General features: G+C 41.3%; 24 protein-coding genes. 2 read left to right on the forward strand and 22 right to left on the reverse strand.

Annotation, left to right across the window (positions count from 1 at the left end; translation table 11 throughout):
- The 8 genes from WKT01_RS00840 to WKT01_RS00875 all read right to left on the reverse strand — a co-directional run bounded on the left by WKT01_RS00840 (position 1) and on the right by WKT01_RS00875 (position 6,895).
- Positions 1 to 591: a hypothetical protein gene (locus tag WKT01_RS00840; RefSeq protein ID WP_059069568.1), complete on the reverse strand. Its 591-nt coding sequence runs from the start codon at positions 589 to 591 to the stop codon at positions 1 to 3.
- A complete protein-coding gene (gene coaD / locus WKT01_RS00845) occupies positions 584 to 1,084 on the reverse strand; it encodes a pantetheine-phosphate adenylyltransferase (RefSeq protein ID WP_059069570.1) in 501 nt (166 codons plus the stop codon). The genes WKT01_RS00840 and coaD overlap by 8 nt, the downstream gene beginning before the upstream one ends.
- Entirely contained in the window at positions 1,078 to 1,647 is a 570-nt protein-coding gene (gene rsmD / locus WKT01_RS00850) for a 16S rRNA (guanine(966)-N(2))-methyltransferase RsmD (RefSeq protein WP_059069572.1), read from the reverse strand. Before rsmD ends, coaD begins: the two co-directional genes overlap by 7 nt.
- A gap of 101 nt (positions 1,648 to 1,748) precedes the next feature.
- Entirely contained in the window at positions 1,749 to 1,955 is a 207-nt protein-coding gene (locus WKT01_RS00855; protein ID WP_059069574.1) for an alpha/beta-type small acid-soluble spore protein, read from the reverse strand.
- Positions 1,956 to 2,102: 147 nt separating this feature from the next.
- Complete coding sequence (recG, locus tag WKT01_RS00860) at positions 2,103 to 4,163, reverse strand: ATP-dependent DNA helicase RecG (RefSeq protein WP_340311313.1); 2,061 nt, start codon at positions 4,161 to 4,163, stop codon at positions 2,103 to 2,105.
- Positions 4,164 to 4,167: 4 nt separating this feature from the next.
- Complete coding sequence (locus tag WKT01_RS00865) at positions 4,168 to 5,820, reverse strand: DAK2 domain-containing protein (RefSeq protein ID WP_059069577.1); 1,653 nt, start codon at positions 5,818 to 5,820, stop codon at positions 4,168 to 4,170.
- A 14-nt stretch (positions 5,821 to 5,834) separates the two neighbouring features.
- The gene (locus WKT01_RS00870; protein ID WP_059070458.1) at positions 5,835 to 6,194 is read right to left on the reverse strand and encodes an Asp23/Gls24 family envelope stress response protein; all 360 of its coding nucleotides are present in this window, start codon (positions 6,192 to 6,194) and stop codon (positions 5,835 to 5,837) included.
- A 95-nt stretch (positions 6,195 to 6,289) separates the two neighbouring features.
- Positions 6,290 to 6,895, reverse strand: a complete 606-nt coding sequence (locus tag WKT01_RS00875) for a cytidylate kinase-like family protein (RefSeq protein WP_059069579.1) — start codon at positions 6,893 to 6,895, stop codon at positions 6,290 to 6,292.
- Positions 6,896 to 7,069: 174 nt separating this feature from the next.
- Here WKT01_RS00875 and rpmB point away from each other — a divergent pair, with 174 nt between their 5' ends.
- Positions 7,070 to 7,255, forward strand: coding sequence for a 50S ribosomal protein L28 (gene rpmB, locus WKT01_RS00880; RefSeq protein WP_059069581.1), 186 nt, complete (start codon positions 7,070 to 7,072; stop codon positions 7,253 to 7,255).
- 77 nt (positions 7,256 to 7,332) lie between these two features.
- On the opposite strand, the gene WKT01_RS00885 is transcribed toward rpmB, so the two are convergent.
- The 12 genes from WKT01_RS00885 to WKT01_RS00940 all read right to left on the reverse strand — a co-directional run bounded on the left by WKT01_RS00885 (position 7,333) and on the right by WKT01_RS00940 (position 17,753).
- Positions 7,333 to 7,470, reverse strand: a complete 138-nt coding sequence (locus WKT01_RS00885) for a hypothetical protein (protein ID WP_162858245.1) — start codon at positions 7,468 to 7,470, stop codon at positions 7,333 to 7,335.
- A gap of 55 nt (positions 7,471 to 7,525) precedes the next feature.
- Complete coding sequence (locus WKT01_RS00890; protein WP_059069584.1) at positions 7,526 to 7,933, reverse strand: GerW family sporulation protein; 408 nt, start codon at positions 7,931 to 7,933, stop codon at positions 7,526 to 7,528.
- Positions 7,934 to 7,970: 37 nt separating this feature from the next.
- Positions 7,971 to 8,849: a DUF2953 domain-containing protein gene (locus WKT01_RS00895; protein ID WP_270394705.1), complete on the reverse strand. Its 879-nt coding sequence runs from the start codon at positions 8,847 to 8,849 to the stop codon at positions 7,971 to 7,973.
- 5 nt (positions 8,850 to 8,854) lie between these two features.
- Positions 8,855 to 9,199: a hypothetical protein gene (locus WKT01_RS00900; protein WP_270394707.1), complete on the reverse strand. Its 345-nt coding sequence runs from the start codon at positions 9,197 to 9,199 to the stop codon at positions 8,855 to 8,857.
- 18 nt (positions 9,200 to 9,217) lie between these two features.
- A complete protein-coding gene (locus tag WKT01_RS00905; RefSeq protein ID WP_117974338.1) occupies positions 9,218 to 10,570 on the reverse strand; it encodes a peptidoglycan D,D-transpeptidase FtsI family protein in 1,353 nt (450 codons plus the stop codon).
- Positions 10,571 to 10,607: 37 nt separating this feature from the next.
- On the reverse strand, positions 10,608 to 12,065 hold the full coding sequence (locus WKT01_RS00910; protein WP_270394709.1) for an FtsW/RodA/SpoVE family cell cycle protein: 1,458 nt from the start codon (positions 12,063 to 12,065) through the stop codon (positions 10,608 to 10,610).
- A 14-nt stretch (positions 12,066 to 12,079) separates the two neighbouring features.
- Complete coding sequence (locus WKT01_RS00915) at positions 12,080 to 14,497, reverse strand: DUF3656 domain-containing U32 family peptidase (RefSeq protein ID WP_445299682.1); 2,418 nt, start codon at positions 14,495 to 14,497, stop codon at positions 12,080 to 12,082.
- A 132-nt stretch (positions 14,498 to 14,629) separates the two neighbouring features.
- A complete protein-coding gene (gene zapA / locus WKT01_RS00920; protein ID WP_059069592.1) occupies positions 14,630 to 15,040 on the reverse strand; it encodes a cell division protein ZapA in 411 nt (136 codons plus the stop codon).
- Between the two features lie 165 nt (positions 15,041 to 15,205).
- Positions 15,206 to 16,198, reverse strand: a complete 993-nt coding sequence (ruvB, locus tag WKT01_RS00925; RefSeq protein WP_059069594.1) for a Holliday junction branch migration DNA helicase RuvB — start codon at positions 16,196 to 16,198, stop codon at positions 15,206 to 15,208.
- A gap of 39 nt (positions 16,199 to 16,237) precedes the next feature.
- Positions 16,238 to 16,837 (reverse strand): Holliday junction branch migration protein RuvA, encoded by a 600-nt coding sequence (ruvA, locus tag WKT01_RS00930; protein WP_059069595.1) that lies wholly within the window; start codon positions 16,835 to 16,837, stop codon positions 16,238 to 16,240.
- 16 nt (positions 16,838 to 16,853) lie between these two features.
- Positions 16,854 to 17,348 (reverse strand): Gx transporter family protein, encoded by a 495-nt coding sequence (locus WKT01_RS00935; protein ID WP_059069597.1) that lies wholly within the window; start codon positions 17,346 to 17,348, stop codon positions 16,854 to 16,856.
- A 48-nt stretch (positions 17,349 to 17,396) separates the two neighbouring features.
- Positions 17,397 to 17,753, reverse strand: a complete 357-nt coding sequence (locus WKT01_RS00940) for a NusG domain II-containing protein (protein WP_059069600.1) — start codon at positions 17,751 to 17,753, stop codon at positions 17,397 to 17,399.
- Between the two features lie 164 nt (positions 17,754 to 17,917).
- Here WKT01_RS00940 and WKT01_RS00945 point away from each other — a divergent pair, with 164 nt between their 5' ends.
- Positions 17,918 to 18,886 (forward strand): FAD:protein FMN transferase, encoded by a 969-nt coding sequence (locus WKT01_RS00945; RefSeq protein WP_340311315.1) that lies wholly within the window; start codon positions 17,918 to 17,920, stop codon positions 18,884 to 18,886.
- A 282-nt stretch (positions 18,887 to 19,168) separates the two neighbouring features.
- Here the strand turns inward: WKT01_RS00945 and rnfB are convergent, their stop codons facing one another.
- Both rnfB and WKT01_RS00955 read right to left on the reverse strand, forming a co-directional pair.
- Complete coding sequence (gene rnfB / locus WKT01_RS00950) at positions 19,169 to 19,996, reverse strand: RnfABCDGE type electron transport complex subunit B (RefSeq protein WP_059069604.1); 828 nt, start codon at positions 19,994 to 19,996, stop codon at positions 19,169 to 19,171.
- Between the two features lie 14 nt (positions 19,997 to 20,010).
- A complete protein-coding gene (locus tag WKT01_RS00955) occupies positions 20,011 to 20,601 on the reverse strand; it encodes an electron transport complex protein RnfA (RefSeq protein ID WP_059070464.1) in 591 nt (196 codons plus the stop codon).
- Positions 20,602 to 20,604 lie beyond the last annotated feature (3 nt).

Below are 20,604 nucleotides of genomic sequence, written 5' to 3' on the forward strand. Positions count from 1 at the left end.
TTACATATTTTCCAAGCTGTTCTGTTCCGGATAGTCCTGTGCATTTTCATCTGGTATTTCCAATTCAGCACGATTGGAACGCACTGTATCATAACATTCCTGCAAAGAATTTATCAGACCATCATACTTCGTTGCATAACTATCCAGTGTATGTCCGATGATACTTTCCGCATTTGCAAGCAGATCATCTGTATACTGGATCGCTCCGATCCGGATCGCATTCGCATCAGATGTGGCATTGTCTATGATCTCCTGCGCCTGTGCCGTCGCCTGCGTCACAATCTCATTTGCCTGTGCATATGCCTGCTGCATGATCTCATGTTCACTGACAAGTTCTGTTGTCTGTACCTGTGCTTCCTCGATCATCGCGTCTGCCTTCGCTTTTGCATCCGCCAGGATAGCATCCCGATTACTGATGATCTTCTGATAACGCTTAATCTCATCCGGTGTCTTCATACGGAGTTCTCTCAGAAGCTCATCCAGGTGCTCCTTGTTTACAATAATCTTCGTTGTCGATAATGGCTGGAATTTACAGTCTCTGTCAATATATTCTTCGATTTCCTCAATAATCTGTTCAATACGGCTACTCATTATTACACTCTCCTTTTGCGTTCATCTTTTCCCTTAATTTAACAGCCACCGCTTCCGGCACAAATTGTGTGATATCTCCCCCAAAAGCGGCAATCTCCTTCACTGTCGTAGAACTCAAATAAGAATATTCAATACTGGTCGTCAGAAACATCGTCTCAACATTTGGTTCCAACTTGTGATTTGTCTGTGACATCTGTAACTCATATTCAAAATCTGTGATTGCCCTCAATCCCCTGATCACGACATCTGCCCCGGTTTCTCTGGCAAAGTCGATCAACAACCCATGAAAAGGAACAATCTTTACATTTGTCAAGTCTTTTGTCACTTCTTTTAACATTTTAACACGTTCTTCTACAGAAAACAACGGCATTTTCGCATTATTATTTAATACACCGACAATTAATTCGTCCACGATTTTGCAGGATCTGCGGATGACATCCAAATGTCCATATGTAACCGGATCAAAACTTCCGGGATAAATTGCTCTTAGCATACTTCTTCCTTTCCGGCACGTTCTAAAAAAACGTGTTTATTAGTTTTATATTCTTTTATTTTTATAATCTCGTATCCATATTCTTCCACATAGGAAAAATCGGTCTCTTTTGCTGCTTCGACGATCAGCAGTGTATCGTCATATACCAGTTCAGAATCTTTTAAATAATGAAGTACTTTCTCCTCTAATCCCTGATGATACGGTGGATCCATGAAAATATAATCAAACGTCTTTTCACCTTCCAACTGGTATAACGCTGTCATAACATCTTTTGTAAGCGTCAGCGCTTTGCCTTCCAAACGGGTCGTTTTCAAATTATATTTGATACACTCCATCGCTTTTGGATTCTGTTCCACAAAGACAGCTTCTTTTGCTCCCCGGCTTAGTGCTTCTATTCCTATGCCGCCGCTGCCGCTGAACAGATCCAGGAAGATACAATCATAGAGACCTGGCGCGATCATATTGAACAATGTCTCTTTGATCCTGTCCGTTGTAGGTCTCGTATCCATTCCATCCAAAGTCTTTAACTGTGCTCTTTTCGCACTGCCTGCGATCACTCTCATATGCAACCTCCCGCTTTCACTGTGGAGTTTTAACTATGGTGAATTTTAGCAGAAAAAAGCACTCAGGTCAATTCCTAAGTGCTTTCCTCTATAAAAAATACTTATTTGCCAGCCATCTGTTTTTCCTGCTGTTCGATCATTTTCTTGACCATATAACCGCCAACGGAACCATTCTGCTTGGAAGTAAGATCTCCGTTGTATCCGTCAGTAAGTGGTACTCCCAATTCATTTGCTACCTCATACTTAAATTTGTCCAGCGCGCCTTTGGCTTCCGGTACTGCTGCTCTGTTAGATGAACGATTTGCCATGTTACTTTTCCTCCTTTTGCAACTTTTTTGTAACGTTTCGTTACGTCTCAAGTATTTGTAACTTTTTTTAAGTTACAACCATAGTATATGGAGGTTTTATTCTTTTACACTAGAAATTCCTTCCTTTTTTGTCACTTCCTGCAATTTTCAAAGAGTTGTTTCCAACATAGCTTCCGACATATATTTTTGCAGAACTATTTTTAACCTGCGCAAACTTTCTTTATGTAGAGAAGGATCGGCCTCCAGAATACTGTCGGCCGCTTCACTTGCCTGCTTTAGCAGGCTGGCATCCTGAAAAATATCTGCCACCTTAAAATCCAACATTCCGCTCTGTCGAATTCCAAATAAATCTCCGGGACCACGCAGTTTTAAATCCTCACCTGCAATATAAAATCCATCATTAGAATGGTTCAATATATCTAAACGTGCTTTTGTTTCTTTTGTTTTTGAGGCACTCATAAATATACAATAGGACTGTTCATTCCCACGTCCTACCCTGCCTCGCAGCTGATGGAGCTGTGCAAGTCCAAATCGTTCTGCATTTTCGATCATGATCACGGTGGCATTGGGAACATCGATCCCGACTTCGACTACGGTAGTAGATACAAGCACTTGGATCTCATTTTTTGCGAATGCTTCCATGATTTCCTCTTTTTCTGCCGGTTTCATTCTGCCATGCAATACGCCGATTTGGATATTCGCTCCCATAATATCTCTTAGTTCCGCAGCATAATCCAGCACATTCTCCATTTCAAGATGTTCACTTTCTTCTACCATAGGACATATAATATAACATTGCCGCCCGGCTGCTATCTGTTTTTTCATAAATGCATAGGCTGTATTTCTGTAACTAGTATCTACTACACAGTTTTTGATGGGAAGCCTGTTTTTAGGCAGTTCGTCGATCACCGAAATATCCAGGTCACCATACAGGATGATAGCAAGTGTACGCGGGATCGGCGTTGCGCTCATAACAAGAATATGAGGCAGCCGCCCTTTTCCTGCCAATGCTTCTCTTTGCTTTACTCCAAACCGGTGCTGCTCGTCCGTTATCACCAAAGCAAGATCATGATAGATTACCCTCTCTTGTATCAATGCATGCGTGCCTATAATGATTGCTGCTTTCCCGTTCTCAATACGCTCGTAGGCAAGCCGTTTTTCTTTTGCGCTCATAGAACCCGTCAGAAGCTCTGCTGTTACAGAAAAACCGTATTGCTCCAACATATTGGTAATATTTGCATAATGTTGACGAGCAAGAACTTCCGTAGGCGCCATAAGTGCCCCCTGATAACCATTTAGCGCTGCATATAAAAGACCCAGCACCGCTACGATCGTTTTTCCTGACCCTACATCACCTTGTACCAATCTAGACATTACATGTCTGCTCCCCAGATCCTTGTATATTTCTTTCCATACCCTTTTCTGCGCACTTGTCAATTCATACGGAAGAGAATGCAAAAAAACGTCTATTTCAGGACACTTTTTAAAACAAAACGAATTTACAGCCCGATCTTCTCTATTTTTTCCCTGTCGTAAAGACAAGATAAATATCAGGAACTCATCAAAGACGATCCGCTTCCTGGCATGATAAAAAGATGCCTTTTCTCTAGGAAAATGCATCTCTTTTACAGCCTCTGCATAACCGGCCAATTCATATTTCCTGCGGATTTCTTCAGGCAGGAAGTCCCACTTGTCATCCAAAACACCCATTGCCTGTTTCACAAGTTTTCCTATCATATTATTTGTAAGACCCGCAGTTAAAGAATAGACCGGCTGCAGAGTATCTAATTTTTTTTCGTAATCACAAGCCGGATAAAAAAACTCCGGATGTTCCATCAGAATCTGCCCTTTTCGCTTTACGACCCGCCCCCGCAGGGTAACTGTTCCACCTTTTGACAGTGTACTTTTCAAAAATGGCATGCGAAACCAGACTACTTTCATCGTTCCCGTCAAATCTTTGACGTGGAGTGTTGTGATCTGCAGGGAGCGGCTGCCTCCTGTCATCACTCTGCCAAAGATCACGCCGGATATCGTGACCGTCTTTCCTTCTTCTGCCTCTTTGATCGGCACCGGCTTTTCATACACTTCATAACTACGTGGGTAAAAAGAAAGAAGTTCCTGTATTGTATGGACACCTAATTTAGCAAACAATTTCTCTGTCTTTTCTCCTACACCCTTTAAAGCACTAATCCTGGAATTTATATCCATCGGCTTACTCCACAGAGAGCACGTAATAGTAGATCGGCTGTCCTCCTGCATGCATATCCACATCTACGTCCGGATAAAGCTCTTCTACTTCTTTTGCGAACCTGACTGCATCTTCTTCCAAAATGTCTTGACCATAATACAGACTGATCAATTCTGATTCATCGTCCACTAAAAGGGCAAGCATTTCTTTTGCAGTCTGCTCTACAGACTCCCCTACGGAAAGAATTCCCGCATCTCCGATTCCCATGATATCTCCTTCATGGATCTCTTTATCGTCAATCTTCGTGTCTCTCACCGCGTAAGTGATCTGTCCTGTTTTTACATTTGCAATCCCCTCGCTCATCACTTCCATATTTGTATCAACGTCTGCCTCCGGCATATAATTTATCACCGCCGTGATGCCCTGCGGAACCGTTTTGGTTGGGATCACAAGGATATCTTTATCTTTTGTAAGCGACTGTGCTTGGTTCGCCGCTAAAATGATATTTTTATTATTAGGAAGGATAAAAATATGGTCTGCATTGACATTGTCGATAGCTGTTAGCATATCCTCCGTGCTCGGATTCATCGTCTGTCCGCCTTCGATAATATAATCCACTCCTAATTCACGGAAAATATCATTCATGCCGTCTCCGATGGACACCGCAATAAATCCAACTGATTTACGTGGTTCTTGTTTCTTTTGCTGTGCCGCGACTTTTTCCGCGTCTCTGATCAGCTTTTCCTGATGTTCTTCCCGCATATTGTCAATTTTTATGCGTGAAAGCTGTCCATACGTAAGCGCCTTCTGGATAGCAAGTCCGGGATCGTTCGTGTGTACATGGATCTTTACGATATCATCGTCTGCTACACAAACAATGGAATCTCCAATAGACTCTAAATATCCCTTGAATTCTGTCTCATCCTTTTCCACAAAAGCTTTTTCTGTCAGAATAATAAATTCCGTACAGTAACCAAATTTAATGTCTGCTTCCGCCTGAGAGGACGGTTTTACAATCTTAGCGCCGCTGCCAGAAGCTATTTTAGAATAATCAATCTCTTTTCCAAGAAAAGCGTCGTAAGCGCCATTTAACACTTCTAAAAGTCCTTGTCCCCCGGAATCTACAACGCCTGCTTCTTTCAGTACCGGGAGAAGTTCCGGCGTCTGTGCGAGCACATCCTTCGCATGTGAAAGTACTTCTGGAAGAAAGATTTCCAGATCATCTGTTGTCTCCGCCAGTTCGGCTGCCTTCTGCGCAATCCCCTTTGCTACAGTCAGTATCGTTCCTTCTTTCGGCTTCATAACCGCCTTGTAGGCAGTCATTGTAGCTCTCTCGCATGCTTTTGCCAAAATAGGAACATTAATTTCTTGACACTCCCTGATTTCTTTTGTAAATCCTCTCAAAAGCTGCGACAAGATCACACCCGAATTTCCTCTTGCTCCCCGCAAAGAGCCAGAAGAGATCGCTTTAGAGACAGAATTCATATCCGCTTTTTCAAGCGCGCTTACCTCCTTAGCCGCTGACATGATCGTCAGTGTCATATTCGTTCCTGTATCTCCGTCCGGAACCGGAAAGACATTTAATTCATTAATGAATTCCTTTTTTGCTTCTAAATTTGCCGCGCCGGCAAGAAACATCTTTTGAAGCATGCTTGTATCTATCGTTTTAATACCCACGATAAGTATCCTCCTTAATCAATCACTCTGACACCTTCAACGAAGATGTTTATTTTATCTACTGTCATACCGGTGAACTCCTCCACCTTATATTTCACATTATTCATAAGATTATCAGAAACAGACAGGATATTCACCCCGTATGCTACAATAACATGAAAATCCAGCGTCAGAATGTTGTCCTCTGTAATCTCCACCTGGATTCCATGGGTCAGACTCTCTTTTTTCAGCAGCCTTACGAGACCATCTTTCATATTCACCGCTGCCATGCCCACGATCCCGAAACATTCTACTGCCATGGAACCGGCATATTTAGCAATGACATCTGGATTTACAGTGATCACTCCCAATTCTGTACTCATGCTTCCCTTCATCATATATTCCCTCCAATTCTAAAATGGATTTCGCTCACAAACAGCGCCCAAATATAGGACGCTGATATGGGTATTATACTATCTCTTCCACAAATTTACAATATAGATTCATAAACTGCACATAAAATATCTAATATAGAATCTACTGACATCTTCACTGTATCCATGCAGATATCATACTGTTCCATATCTTCCCAACGACGATCCGTATAAGAATTATAATAGTACCGTCTCTGCTTGTCAATTTTCTTGATCAGGTATGCCGCTTCTTTTTCATCTACAGAAGCACGTTCCATGATCGTCTTTATCCTTTCTTCTAACGGCGCATAGAAAAAGATGTTGCGGACATTTTCTTTTTCTCTTAGTACATAGTTTGCACATCTCCCGACAATAATACAATCTTCTTTTTCTGCCAATTCCAAAATCACTTTTTTTTCTGTTTCAAACAAGACATCATTCATAGGCTCATAGCGGAAACGGCGGTTCATCTGCATATCGTCTTCCACCGGATAACGCCAGGGATCCGCTCTCTTTTCATCCACTTTTAACAGTTCTTCATAGGAAATATCATTTTTTTGACTGGCAAGGTAGATCAATTCCTTGTCATAATAATGAATTCCGAGTTTATCGGACAGTTTCTGTGCAATAGAACGTCCATTGCTGCCATATTGTCTTCCTATCGTGATAATTCTTTTCTTCATAATGATCCCCGCTTTCTACCTTGATTTTCTTACTATGATTTTATCACGAAAAAAGAATTATGTGAACCGCAAAAGAGAAAATAGAAAAAATGCTTGCAATCATGTATTCTTTCTGTTAAAATACCATTGTTATGAGCCTATATGGACGAGTTCAGATTGTTAGGAGGTGCAATGATGGCTAAATGTGCTATTTGTGAAAAGGGTGCTCACTTCGGGAATCACGTAAGTCACTCTCATAGAAAAACACCAAAAATGTGGAAATCAAATGTAAAATCCGTTCGTGTAAAAACAGAAGGCGGGGCAAAAAGAATGTATGTATGTACATCTTGTCTGAAATCCGGACGCGTAGAACGTGCATAATGCAGAAAATATCACAGCTATGAAAAATTGCCGTCTATAGAGGAAATATATAATTTCTTTTATAGACGGCAGTTTTTTTAACAGCAAAATAACTTATATCCCAATATGAGGAAAACAAGAATAAGAATGACTCCCCATACCATATTCGAAAGCAGCAGCATCAAGAACATTCCCAGAGCCATCCAGAATAATGCAAATCCGATTACTCTTTTCATCTCTTTCACTTCCGACTGATTGCTTACTTCTATATTTATGACGGCAAAAGCACCATTATTCCTTTTTTTCGTCCTCTGCTTCTGTACTTAAAATATCCATAACATCTTCTTCTGTGACCTTATCCTCTTTTCTGGAGGCAAAACGGTCTACTACATCCGGCACCATATCCAAAATTTTTGTAATGGTATCCTGATTTTTGATATTTACAAGTCTAGTCTTTCCCCCTTGGATCACGATCACAGCGCTAGGTGTAACTTTACCGCCGATTCCTCCCATTCCTTTTTCCTTCTTGTCTCCCGAAAAGGCCCCTGCGCCGATTCCAAAAGATACATCTACCAGAGGAAGAATGATCGTATCATTAATATGGATCGCGTCTCCGACTACTGTCTTCGATGATATGACCCCATCCATCCCTTTAAACAAAGATTCTACCGTTGCCTTAAAATTCGTTTCTTCTGCCATTATTAAACGCCTCCTTATTGATGGTTTTTCTTCGATTTTATAACCGGAAATTTTTTATATCTGCTATCGTTTGGCGCACTTGTTTACTCCACAGCATATTCCACAAGAAAATAACCGGATATATCCCCCTTATCTTGCCTTGTACAAATGCCTGTCCTTTTAATATTTTATTTTCAAAATCCGGTTCCAACTGTACATGTTCTCCTATAAAAGGATAAATCATACTGAGCACGCCAAGTGTATATCCCGTTACAGCCGGATCAGAAAAGCCGAACTTCAAATCCGCTTCAAGTACATCCGGCTTTAAAAAGCCTCCCAGACGCTTTAACTCTTTTACTCCTTTTTTGAAAGCACTTCTATGGACCTCTTCCCTTATAAAGTCCAAGACATGTTCTTTTTTTGTTTTCAGTGCTTTTATAGTATCACAGATTTTACGGAATGTATATTCTAATTTATTTGCTTTTTTCTGCTTTTTCGCCTTAAACGCATCATATCTTTCTGTCTTTTCTGCTGTCTTCTTATACTCCGTATGTACCTTTTCTTCTGTATCTTTCTTTTCTACATCCTTCTCTTTTAGATTCGGTTCTTCTTTCTCTTTTGTTTTTACAAATTCTGGTTCTGCAACAGTTTTATGCATATCTTTCGTTTTCCTGTCTGACGGAAAGGTCTTCCATGCCACACGCAGCCGCCATTTCATATTACCATTCTCATAAAAAAACCTTCCTTTTATCAAATGAAAAAGCCAGGAAAACTCCAGCCCCACGCTCAATGTATCGAGTGCCCCCATACATTTTGCCTTACCTCTGTACTGAAAGCCTGCAAACAAGACTGTCAGGCTCAAAAGCAAAAGAAGTCCCAGTATTACAAGAACGATCCATCCTAAAATTTTTAACACAAACAGAATGATATGTATCATCAGTCTCAATACCCTGCCTTTTCAAATTCTTCCTGCCGCTTTACTATATAACGGCGGATGCAAAGTCCTTTTGTCTCTTCATATACCTTTTTGGAAATCTCTTCCAGCACACAGAGCGCTTCTTCATAACCGGAAACAATCCCTACGATAAAAAGAGTACTGTGTTCAAAGATATGTTGTTTGATAAGCATGCTTGAAAAAATTTCCAGCTGGTTTTGTTCTCCCTGTGCCAGTGCGATAATATAAACTTGTGGCTGCAATTTATTTTTCTGTAATTTTTCCACAATTTTTGTTTTTTTATGCATCCAGGAATCACTGACATATAAATCACAGTAAAATTTCATCTGCATATTCTGTGCCACCTTCATTTACTGATAATAATAGGAATCTAGGATCTGTTTTGCGATCGGAACGGCTTTTGCGCCATCATTTCCATCATATCCTTCTATGATCACGCTGATCACCAGTTCTGGATTATCTACATTTGTAAAACCTACAAACCAGGAATGTGTTTTTTCTCCGTCCGTCATACTGTATTCTGCAGTTCCGGTTTTTCCGGCCACAGTATAGGAATCGCCATTTAGCAAAGAGCCTGTTCCCTCCTGCACGACTGCCTCCATATATTCCTTTAGCTGTGAAGCTTCTGCTGAAGTCATCAGTCTCTTATAGCTTTTCGGTACATTTTTGCGTATCTCACTGCCGGTATAATTCGTCACTTTATCGACAAGATATGGCTCCATCAATGTGCCGCCGTTTGCTATTGCCTGTGTGATCAAAGCCATATGATATGGGCTTACGAGTGTTTTGCCCTGTCCCATTGCCGTCATCATTATTTCCGCACTGTCTGTTTTTTCTGTTACAGCAAAAGAACTTTTAGAATATTCCAGCACAGTTGGAAGTGCCTTGTTAAACAATAGATCTTCCGCTGTCTTTCGGTAAGAAGACTTATCCAAAGACAAACCGATATTTGCAAAAGAGGCGTTGCAGGAATTTGCAAAGGAACTGCGCAGATCTTCCCATCCATGAACTGTACTGTCAAAGCAATGGATCGTCGTGCCATCCTCTGTGATTTCTCCACTGCACTCATATCCATACTCTCCATAATTTTTATCTTCACGCATAAATTCCAGGGTCGTCACGATCTTAAACGTAGATCCCGGCGCATACGCTCCCTGCGTCACCCGGTTCAAAAGCGGACTCCCGTTATCTTCTGTGTTTAAATACTCCCAGTCAACGTCCACTGTATTGGGATCATAAGTCGGACTGGAAACCATCGCAAGAATTTTTCCTGTATCTGCCTCCATCACAATGACAGCTCCTTTATTGCTTCCCAAAGCATCATAGGAGGCTTGTTGGAGATCTGCATCCAGCGTGGTTACAACCGTGTCACCTATATTCTTCTCTCCTTTGAAAGAATTCGTGATTTTTTGAACAAAAAATGCATTGGACGTCAAAAGTTCAAAGTTCTCCACTGATTCCAATCCGCTTTTTCCTGCCGTTTCACTACTGTAGCCTACGACGTGCGCAAAGGCAGGACCATATGGATACGTCCTTATCTCTGTTCCATCCTCTGCCACTTCTGTCTCAGCAAGAACATTTCCGTTCCGATCTGTAATGCTTCCCCTGACGATGCGATCTGCAAATGCATTCTGTCTTTCATTATAAGGACTGTTTACGATTGTTTTTGCCTTCACAATATTAAAATAGACAATATATGCCATCAGTGCAAGAAATAAAATAACAAAAAGATACGTGACTCTAGCGAACTCTTTGTTTCGGGACTTCTTCGAAACGCGGCTTTTCTTTTGTTGTTTTTTTCTTGGTCGTTCTTCTCGGTTCATTTCTCAACTCTCTCTCTTTTCTTAACTTACTTTCTCGTCTTCGCTCCATCTTTTCTTCTTCATCTTCTCTCAAGATATAGAGACCTTGTATGATGCCAAACATGATCATTGTACTCAGCATAGAACTGCCGCCATAGCTGACAAGAGGAAGTGTGACCCCAGTCGACGGAATGAACTTAGTCACTCCACCGATCGTCAAAAACACTTGGAAAATATAACAGGTACCTAATCCAAGAGCAACAAGTTTATAAAACTGATTGCGAATCTCCATGGCAATATTTAAAAACATCACATAGCAGCTTACACAGATCAAGATCAAGCACAGTGCAAAAATAAGCCCCAGTTCTTCCGCGATCGCCGAAAAAATAAAATCCGTCTCTGCCACCGGAATACTATCGGGAAGCCCCTGAAACAATCCCATTCCAAACCAACTGCCTGTCCCGATCGCAAACAAGGATTGTGCCACCTGATAACCGCCGTTACTGTACGAAGCGAACGGATCTTTCCAGACAGATACGCGTACTTTGATATGGGCAAAAAGATGATATCCGATTACAGCTGCCGCACTGCCCGCCGCAATCCCTGCCACCGCATATAAAGGCTTGCGTGTCGCCACATAGAGCATGATCAGATAAACGACAAATAAGATCAGTGCCGCTCCCAGATCGGTAGACAACACTAAAATCAAAACATGAGCCGCTGCCACGGCAGTCGTAATCACGATATTTTTAAATTCTGTAGACTTCTTCAGACTTGCCGCCACATAAAATACAAATAAGATTTTAACAAACTCCGATGGCTGTATCCCAAAACCAAATACAGTAAAGCCTAATTTAGCTCCTCCGGAGCTCACTGCGAAAACTGCTACAAGTAAAAGCGCCGCCAGCCCCGCGCCTGCATAAAGATACGTCCAGTCAGCCAGAGATTTCAGTTTTTTGATAAGAATTGGCACCACCAGACCAAAAGTAACTCCAAGTGCGATAAATATCATTTGCTTTATCGCATTGTCAAACGGCACTTCATTGTCATAAGACAAACGTGTGATCATGATCATTCCTGCATTCATCAGCATACACATATTATTAACGACCAGCCTGGATACATTCGGATAGATAAGATTATACAAAAGGATGACTGCCAAAAATACAACCGTCTGCACGGCATAAATAAATAGTATTTTCCCATCTTTTGATTTTAAATACATAACAACATATGCAACCAGCTGCAACGTAAACATCAAAACATTCTGTCTGACTAATACACGCTTCTCATCATCTTCATAATTTTGTGCAAAAATAGAAAAACATGAAAAGGTATAGGCAGCCATCAAAATGACAATGATATATTTTGATAATTCCACAATTATATTAATCACGATTTCACCTGCTTCTATAGGATTCCGCGTCTGAAATGTCCTCTTGTATAAGAAAAATGAGACGCTGTATTTTTTGTTTCTCCTGTAAGATCCTGCCCTGCTTTTTCTAATATTTCCAAAGTTCTCTCTTTCGTTTCTACAGTAAAGGCAAAGCGCAGACTTTTCGGACAAAGCGTTCTGATTTCTTCTGTCAGATCCGCCAAATATAACGGAGCAGTATTATATATTACATTATAGCAGAGACTACAGTAATTTTTAACTGGAAACAGATTTTTATACCGGTCGGTAAGCATTAACATACCTGGTTCCTTTGTGCAGCCATCCATAGTTTTTGTAATACACTGTGCACTTATCGTTACCGGAATATGCCCATATACAGTCAGTTCTGCATTTTCAATCCCCAGTTCTTCCAGTTCCTTTACATTCAGCTCCATCGGAGCAGTAAACGAGGTAAACTTCTGTTCCTCAAAAAACCGCTTCCCATATTGATTGAATATATATAGATTATGGTCCAGAATTATCGGCTTGTCAAATTTCTGCTCTCTTAAAAATTGGATCTCTTCATAATTTCGCACGAGTACCCCGTCCATGCAGAACATATAGAATGTCTCGTATGACTTTGTCATGGCTCTAAGTGCCTGCTCTCTGAAGATATGCGGCATAGCATAGTAAATTTCTACACCATATTTTCTGATTCTTTCACAAACTGTACATATGTTTTTTGATAGGAATAATGTTCCGCTGATCTGAAAATCCAAATATAAACGGGAAACTTTTACTTTCTGCTGCTGCATTTTCTCACAAAATGCAAGCACTGCGTACAATTGTTCTTCTGTTTCTACCGATACAGACACGAACGGAAGAGTATCTGCACGGTCTTTACCGCTTCTCACCTGTAATACTTCAAATGCATCCCGTACATTTTTCTCATCAGCTGCAGCAGCCCTTCGATAACTTCGACAGATTTCCTTTTCCAATGCTGCCAGAGCATCTCTTCGCATCTGCTTGATCTGCTGCATAGGCAAAAAGATATTTTCTTCCATCTCTATCTCTAAATTTTCAAAATAAAACTGCGTATTTCCTGTTTTTGTAAGCTGTGCTTTTACTTCTTCTTTCGTAAGCGGTCTTGTCTGTGCCCCAGATACACATTCTTCTGTATATACTTCAACAGAATGCATTCCATTTGTCAGGCGCAGCACAGCCTGCCTTCCTTTCAGAATATGCAGACTTCCATCCACTTTCTCTTGTTTTCTTGCAAAAACATATGCTTTATCCATCTCATCCAGAAGCGTTTTGTTTCGTATCCGGTTTAAGATTTTTCCCTTTTTATAGAACTGCTGCTTTGGAGCCAGAAATGTAACTTTCTCCCCCTTTTTTACATCTTTTCCAAATGTATAGTTTTCTCGTTTTTCCGTCAGTTCCAGTATATCCCCTTTATGAATATCGACAAGTGCATCTGCCTTTACTTCCCGTTTAGTTTGAGAAAGTACTCTCACTGCGGGCACCCCTGCATGATTCGGTCTGTCAAGGGACAGCATATCTTTCCCATTGTGCTTCTTATAATACCCTGCATGAAAACCACCCCTGTTATAAATATCTTTTAACCGCTCTATATCTTCCGGCTCCACAGAAAAATTCTCTTTTCCTTCTGCCATATATTTATCCAGATATTTTCGGTACATAGCTGTTACTGCTGCCACATATTCCGGCCTTTTCATTCTTCCTTCAATCTTAAAAGAATGAATTCCAGCCTCCGCCAATGCTGGGATCATATCTAAAGTACAAATATCCTTTAAACTAAGGAGATATCCTTTTTTCTTTCCGACAGAATATGGAAGCCTGCACGGCTGCGCGCATTGTCCTCGGTTTCCACTTCTACCGCCGATAAAGCTGCTCAACAGACACTGTCCTGAATAACAGTAGCAAAGTGCTCCATGCACGAAACATTCCACATCCATTCCTGTCTGCCTTTGTATATCCTGAATTTCCGAAAGAGCCAATTCTCTTGCCGGCACAACCCTTTTTACCCCTGCGTCCTTTAAAAACTGTGCCCCCTTTACATTGGTGATCGTCATCTGTGTACTGGCATGTATCTCCATCTCAGGAAAATAGGTCCTAACAAAAGATAAAACACCGATATCCTGCACGATCACCGCATCCAGTCCCTGGCAGTATAAAGGTTCTAGATATTTGTAAAGTCCGGATATTTCACTATTTTTTAAAAGTGTGTTCACTGTCAAATAAAACTTTTTCTGATGCAGATGTGCATAGTCGATCGCCTCTGTCAATTCCTGTACGGTAAAGTTATCTGCATACGCACGCGCGCCAAAACGGGGACCTCCTGCATATACTGCATCAGCCCCTGCGTTCACGGCAGTCATAAAACTTTCAAAATTTCCCGCCGGTGCTAAAATTTCTATTTTCCTATGCATTCTAGACATATCATTTTCTCCTGTATACTGCTTTTATTTTGCATGGCAATAAAGAAAGGATGTCCGGCAAAAGCCACACACCCCATGTTTATCTTCACAAAGGAAGTTTCTCCGACTTTCCATGACAGATTCTTATCTTCTGCGGTTCTTCATCTCTGTCTCCAGTTTTACGATCTGCATCTGAAGGTCATTGTTATCTTCTTTCATCTTCGCAAGTTCTTTCTCGGCATTTTCCAATTTGATCTGGGCTGAGATTAATTCATGCTTCAGATCATACATCTCTTTATCTTTCAATTCTATATCGTTCTCTAGGGAATCCCCCTGCTTTTTTGCCTTAAAATAATCATCTGCAATATTCAAAGCAAGAAGGACATTACGGGTATCCGCGCTTTGCTTTCTGTATCCCTCACTGTTTGCGCATTCTGTGATCTTATGGTTCAGATAGGAGGACACTTTCTGAAGATATTCCTCACCTTCAAACCCGCTTAAAGTATATACTTTTCCTCCGATCAATACTTCTGTATAGTGCTTTGCTGAACTCATAGCTTCCTCCTTGCATTTCCTAACTGCTATTATAAACTATTTAGAGACAAAAACCAACTCTTTTTTCGTTTCTCTGTCAGGAATCCGTATAGTTGTTCCGATCCTGGAATCAGCCTTTTCATCGCTACAACCGACGGTCTTGTCCGGTTTGTACGTATTTTCGCTTTATAACGGGATTCCTAAATGTGCATAGGCAAGTTCCGTAACGACTCTGCCCCGCGGTGTCCTCTGGATAAACCCATTTTTTAACAGATATGGTTCATATACCTCCTCTAATGTGCCTGCATCCTCAGAGATTGAGGCCGCCAGAGTATCAAGTCCTACCGGACCGCCTTTGAATTTCTCGATCATAGTCTGTAAAATATTTCTGTCGATAGAATCCAGGCCATATTTATCTACGTCTAAAAGATCTAGCGCAAGATTCGCTACTTGTTCTGTAATAATGCCATCATATTTTACCTGTGCAAAATCCCGTACTCTTTTTAAAAGACGATTTGCCAAACGGGGGGTTCCCCGCGAGCGTCTTGCCAGTTCCACCGCCCCATCCGGTTCGATTGCAACATCAAGCAGAGCTGCCGAGCGGATGATGATCGTCGCAAGTTCCTTCTCTGTATAAAATTCCAGACGGTTTATAACTCCGAAACGGTCTCTTAACGGTGCTGTCAGCATACCAGCTCTGGTAGTCGCTCCTACCAGTGTAAATTTAGGCAGATCCAGTCGGATAGAACGTGCGGTCGCCCCTTTCCCGATCATTATATCGATCGCATAGTCCTCCATAGCAGGATACAAAACTTCTTCCACCTGCCTGTTCAACCTATGTATCTCATCTACAAAAAGAACGTCATTTTCCTGTAGATTATTCAAGATTGCCGCCATCTCTCCTGGTTTTTCTATAGCAGGTCCGCTGGTTACTTTCAAGTTGACTCCCATTTCATTTGCAATAATGCCAGCTAATGTCGTCTTTCCAAGTCCCGGCGGTCCATAAAACAATACATGATCCAGCGCTTCCTTTCTTGCCTTAGCCGCTTTGATGTATATAGAAAGCGTTTTCTTTGCCTTCTCCTGTCCGATATACTCGTCTAAAGACTGAGGCCGCAAACTGCTTTCGATCTTACTGTCCTCTTCCAGATTTTCTGTTGTGATAATTCGCTTTTCCATATTTCCAACCTGCTTTATACTATTTTTTCTGTAAATGCATTAGAATAAATATTTTAATGCCTCTTTTAAGACAGCTTCTACTGTCGTAAGTTCTCCTGCCTTTTTTACAGCTCTTAGACTTTCTGCACTGCCATATCCCAAGGCAACCAGTGCCTGTACAGCCTCTGTCTGTACTTCCCCTGTGCCAGAGTCCAGCGCCGTCCTCGGTTCTTCTTTATCTGTATGCAGTATATCCTCGATATCCAACTTATCTTTCAGTTCGATGATCAATTTCTCCGCCGTTTTTTTTCCGATCCCCGGTGCCTTTGAGATTGCTTTGACATCTCCTGAAAGCACCGCAAAACGCAGCTCGTCTCCAGATAAACTGGATAAAATATTTAATCCGCCTTTGGGTCCAATCCCGCTGACACCAATCAGCATTTTGAAAATCTCTAGTTCTTCTTTTGTCAAGAAGCCAAATAACTGCATGGCGTCCTCCCGCACATTGAGGTACGTATGTATTTTTACCTCATGCCCTGGAGACGGCAGAAGTCCCATAGATTGTTCCGGCATATAGATACCGTAACCCACCCCGCCTACATCTACAACTACTTTTTCTTTTTCAATCGCTGCGAGTTCTCCTCTGATATATGAAATCATCTGCATTTCCTTTCGCTCATTCTAATCTGATATTGGCCGTACGCTTTAATACTGCTTCAGATACTGTTCCGATCAGCGCTCCTGTCACACATCCTGCCACAAGTAAAACCGGAACATAATAGCCAACCGAAAGCGTCTCCACGACCATCATGGCTACGATAAGCTGACCAATATTGTGAAACACACCGCCCGCAATACTGACTCCGATCACACTGTATGTATTCTTTCTTTTTAATCCGATCATCACAGCAAGGCTTAATATCCCCCCTGCAAGGCTATACAAGATGCTAAAAAGACTGCCAAATAAAAAACCGGAAAGTAAAATCCGCACAACAGAAAGCAAACAGGCCTCTTTGGCAGTTCCTTTGTACAGCATGATGACGATCATAAGATTGGCAAGCCCTAATTTCACTCCTGGTATGCCAAACGAGATGGGAATACATGTTTCCACATAACTAAAGATCAATGCCAGCGCTGTAAATACTCCGAAATATGCCGCTCTGTTCTTCAAGCTGTCTCCTTTCTTATCCCCATTTCCCCCTATGTCGGAACTCTTCCTCTAATTTGTCATTGCATCTACATTACTTTCTTCTTCCCCTCTTATCGTTACTACAACCTTATTGGGAAGGCAGATGATACTTTCTCCTTCTTTCGAAATTGCTTTGTGATGAACACATAACAAATCCGGACAATCCGCTTCTTGCATCTTCACCTGCCCCTCTTTTATTTCAAGTACATTCATTCCCTCTATATCAATCTTTTGCTCCTCTTCCAAGTCATAGATTCCATAGAGTTCCTTATCTACCGTTATGACAACCTGCTTGTTTTCATTGTCTGGCTTTAAAAATTGAAATAAGAAAAAGCCGCTTGCTGTCAGCAATACCATACCAACTAAAAACCAATCATTTTTTTTCATTTTTCAACCTCTTTACGCATTATCATAGCATACCGTTATATAGAATGCAATCACATGTTCGATTGTACTTTTTCTGAATCCCCGGTATAATAGGGAAAGTATGATTTTTGTTTACCTACAATGCTTTATGCCATTTAAAACACAATAAAATAAGTGAGGTACCTATGAAACGATTACTTACTTACTTGCTTTCTTGTTCCATTATGGTATCTGTCGTTGGCTGTGCTTCTCCTCCGCTCAATGAAAAACAGCAGATGACAGGTATTTACTTTGATACAGTGATAACACTTACTATTTGGGGAGCTGACGAAGAAATACTTGCCCATTGTGAAGACCTGTGCGAATACTATGAAAGTCTTTTCAGCCGTACGATAGAAAGTAGTGATGTATCTCGTATTAATTCTTCTAACGGTATGCCTGTAGAAGTAGCAGATGAGACGGCAGAACTAATACAGATCGGACTTGACTACGGAGAACTCTCTAATGGGAAATTTGATATTACAGTCGGAACTGTCAACACACTCTGGAAGTTTCAGGATAATGAAACAAAAGAACTTCCTGATCCACAAGCTATTCAAGATGCTTTGTCCCATATCAACTTTCAAAATGTAGAAGTAAACGGCAATACAGTTACCTTAAAAGATCCAAAAGCCCAGATTGATCTTGGCGGTATCGCAAAAGGATATATTGCAGACAAACTAAAAGAATATTTAGAAAGTGCTGAAATCGAACATGCCCTTATCAATCTGGGAGGAAATATCCTGGCTCTTGGCGGACATGTCGACGGCACTCCTTTTAAAATCGGTATACAAAAGCCCTTTGATGAAACTGGTACTGCTATTACCTACCTGGACACCAAAGACCGCTCTGTCGTTTCTTCCGGCAATTATGTGCGATACTTTGAAAAAGCAGGCAAGATCTATCATCATATCCTTGATCCCGATACAGGTTATCCTTGCGAAAACAACCTTGTTCAAGTAACAATCCTTTCCGAATATTCCGTGGATGGAGACGCGCTGAGCACAACCTGCTATAACCTAGGTTTAGAAAAAGGTATGGAACTCATTCAAAAACTGGATGGAATAGAAGCCATATTCGTAACAGACGATTATGAACTACACTACAGTAATTAAATATACATTTAACGAAACAACAAGCAGTACGAAAAGAAGCATAAGCGGAATTGAGTTAACACTGCGGAAGTATTCGAAAAAATGATTATGCGTCAACTGTATATTACATCGCTCGTCAGAGTTTTGCCGAAATTCCTCGCTCACACATACACTTTCTCCGCTTAAGTTCATGTTTCTGTTAAAAAAATCGACTTCACGCTGCTGCGTACTTCCAAACAGAAGTATGTATTTCCTTCTGATTGGAGATATATAACAGCGTGAAGTCGTCTTTTCTTCTGAAATCTAATTGCGGAATCTGCCTTCTGGCAGTAAAGTGAAACTTCTAATGATCTTCCTTGGGCATTTTTCTGCGCAGACACCGCAGTTTGTACATTTATCTGCGTCTATATGGGCAAGGAAATTTTTCACTGTGATCGCGCCTGCTTCACAATTTTTTTCACACAGGCGACAGCCGATACATCCCACCTCACATACATCCATGAGTGCTTTTCCTTTATCATTTGAACTGCACTGTACGAATGTTTTCTGTTTATATGGAATCAACTCTATCAAATGTTTCGGGCAGGCAGCAATACACTTTCCACAAGCTTTGCAGGCTTCTTTATCTACTACCGCTATACCATCCTGAATATGGATGGCGTCAAATGGACAGGCTTTTACACAGCTTCCATACCCCAAACATCCGAAAGAACAGCCTTTTGCGCCTCCATCTTGCATTTGACTTGCCATGATGCAGTCTTTTATCCCAAAATATTCATATTCTGTCTTTGCTTTCTCACAAGTACCGGCGCATTTTACAAATGCAACTTTACGCTCTTGTTCTCCAGCTGCCTGTCCCATGATCTCTCCGATTTTTGCTGCAACTTCAGAACCGCCCACCGGACAGCCTCCCACTTCCGCTTCTCCTTTAACGATTGCAGCTGCAAGTCCGGAACAGCCTGCATATCCGCAGCCCCCACAGTTATTTCCTGGCAAAACACCAAGGATTGCCTCTTCTCTTTCATCGACCTCAACAGCAAATTTCTTTCCAGATATACCAAGAAAGACTCCGATGAATACACCTGTACCCCCTACCACAACGGCGGCTAAAATTATTGCTCCTATACTCATACGTTATGTCCCTCCTATATCAATCCTGAAAATCCGAAAAATGCAATTGCCATTAATCCGGCCGTCACAAGAACGATCGGAGTTCCCTGAAAGGATTCCGAAATATCATTGTATTCGATTTTCTCACGTATACCAGCCATCAGAACAATAGCAATAAGGAAACCAACTGCCGTAGCAAAACCATTTATCACTCCTGTCAGCACACCATATCCATCCTGCACGTTTGTCAGCGCAACACCAAGAACCGCACAATTTGTCGTGATCAAGGGCAGATATACACCCAACGCATTATAAAGCGGCGGCATTGCTTTTTTCAAAAACATCTCTACAAATTGAACGAGTGCGGCAATGACCAGAATAAATACGATTGTGTTAAGATATTCTAGTTTTCCGCCCATAATATTTTTATTGCCAAGTATGAATTTATAGATCAGTCCAGTCACAAAAGATGCGATTGTTATAACAAATACAACGGCTCCGCCCATTCCGGCGGCTGTCTTCACATTCTTAGAGACACCCAGGAAAGGACAGATACCTAGAAATTGGCTAAGGACTACATTATTTACAAGCGCAGAACCTACTGCGATCAATAATAACTCTTTCACTGT

This window comes from Mediterraneibacter sp. ICN-202921, from assembly GCF_037890075.1.
Taxonomy (GTDB): domain Bacteria; phylum Bacillota; class Clostridia; order Lachnospirales; family Lachnospiraceae; genus Mediterraneibacter; species Mediterraneibacter massiliensis.

Bases quoted from the DNA above. Each gene is read 5' to 3' on its own strand.
- WKT01_RS00840 (WP_059069568.1), bottom strand. From the start codon at position 591: ATGAGTAGCCGTATTGAACAGATTATTGAGGAAATCGAAGAATATATT.
- coaD (WP_059069570.1), bottom strand. From the start codon at position 1,084: ATGCTAAGAGCAATTTATCCCGGAAGTTTTGATCCGGTTACATATGGA.
- rsmD (WP_059069572.1), bottom strand. From the start codon at position 1,647: ATGAGAGTGATCGCAGGCAGTGCGAAAAGAGCACAGTTAAAGACTTTG.
- WKT01_RS00855 (WP_059069574.1), bottom strand. From the start codon at position 1,955: ATGGCAAATCGTTCATCTAACAGAGCAGCAGTACCGGAAGCCAAAGGC.
- recG (WP_340311313.1), bottom strand. From the start codon at position 4,163: ATGGATATAAATTCCAGGATTAGTGCTTTAAAGGGTGTAGGAGAAAAG.
- WKT01_RS00870 (WP_059070458.1), bottom strand. From the start codon at position 6,194: ATGAAGGGAAGCATGAGTACAGAATTGGGAGTGATCACTGTAAATCCA.
- WKT01_RS00875 (WP_059069579.1), bottom strand. From the start codon at position 6,895: ATGAAGAAAAGAATTATCACGATAGGAAGACAATATGGCAGCAATGGA.
- rpmB (WP_059069581.1), top strand. From the start codon at position 7,070: ATGGCTAAATGTGCTATTTGTGAAAAGGGTGCTCACTTCGGGAATCAC.
- WKT01_RS00885 (WP_162858245.1), bottom strand. From the start codon at position 7,470: ATGAAAAGAGTAATCGGATTTGCATTATTCTGGATGGCTCTGGGAATG.
- WKT01_RS00890 (WP_059069584.1), bottom strand. From the start codon at position 7,933: ATGGCAGAAGAAACGAATTTTAAGGCAACGGTAGAATCTTTGTTTAAA.
- WKT01_RS00895 (WP_270394705.1), bottom strand. From the start codon at position 8,849: ATGATACATATCATTCTGTTTGTGTTAAAAATTTTAGGATGGATCGTT.
- WKT01_RS00900 (WP_270394707.1), bottom strand. From the start codon at position 9,199: ATGCAGATGAAATTTTACTGTGATTTATATGTCAGTGATTCCTGGATG.
- WKT01_RS00905 (WP_117974338.1), bottom strand. From the start codon at position 10,570: ATGGCATATATTGTCTATTTTAATATTGTGAAGGCAAAAACAATCGTA.
- WKT01_RS00915 (WP_445299682.1), bottom strand. From the start codon at position 14,497: ATGCATAGGAAAATAGAAATTTTAGCACCGGCGGGAAATTTTGAAAGT.
- zapA (WP_059069592.1), bottom strand. From the start codon at position 15,040: ATGAGTTCAGCAAAGCACTATACAGAAGTATTGATCGGAGGAAAAGTA.
- ruvB (WP_059069594.1), bottom strand. From the start codon at position 16,198: ATGGAAAAGCGAATTATCACAACAGAAAATCTGGAAGAGGACAGTAAG.
- ruvA (WP_059069595.1), bottom strand. From the start codon at position 16,837: ATGATTTCATATATCAGAGGAGAACTCGCAGCGATTGAAAAAGAAAAA.
- WKT01_RS00940 (WP_059069600.1), bottom strand. From the start codon at position 17,753: ATGAAAAAAAATGATTGGTTTTTAGTTGGTATGGTATTGCTGACAGCA.
- WKT01_RS00945 (WP_340311315.1), top strand. From the start codon at position 17,918: ATGAAACGATTACTTACTTACTTGCTTTCTTGTTCCATTATGGTATCT.
- rnfB (WP_059069604.1), bottom strand. From the start codon at position 19,996: ATGAGTATAGGAGCAATAATTTTAGCCGCCGTTGTGGTAGGGGGTACA.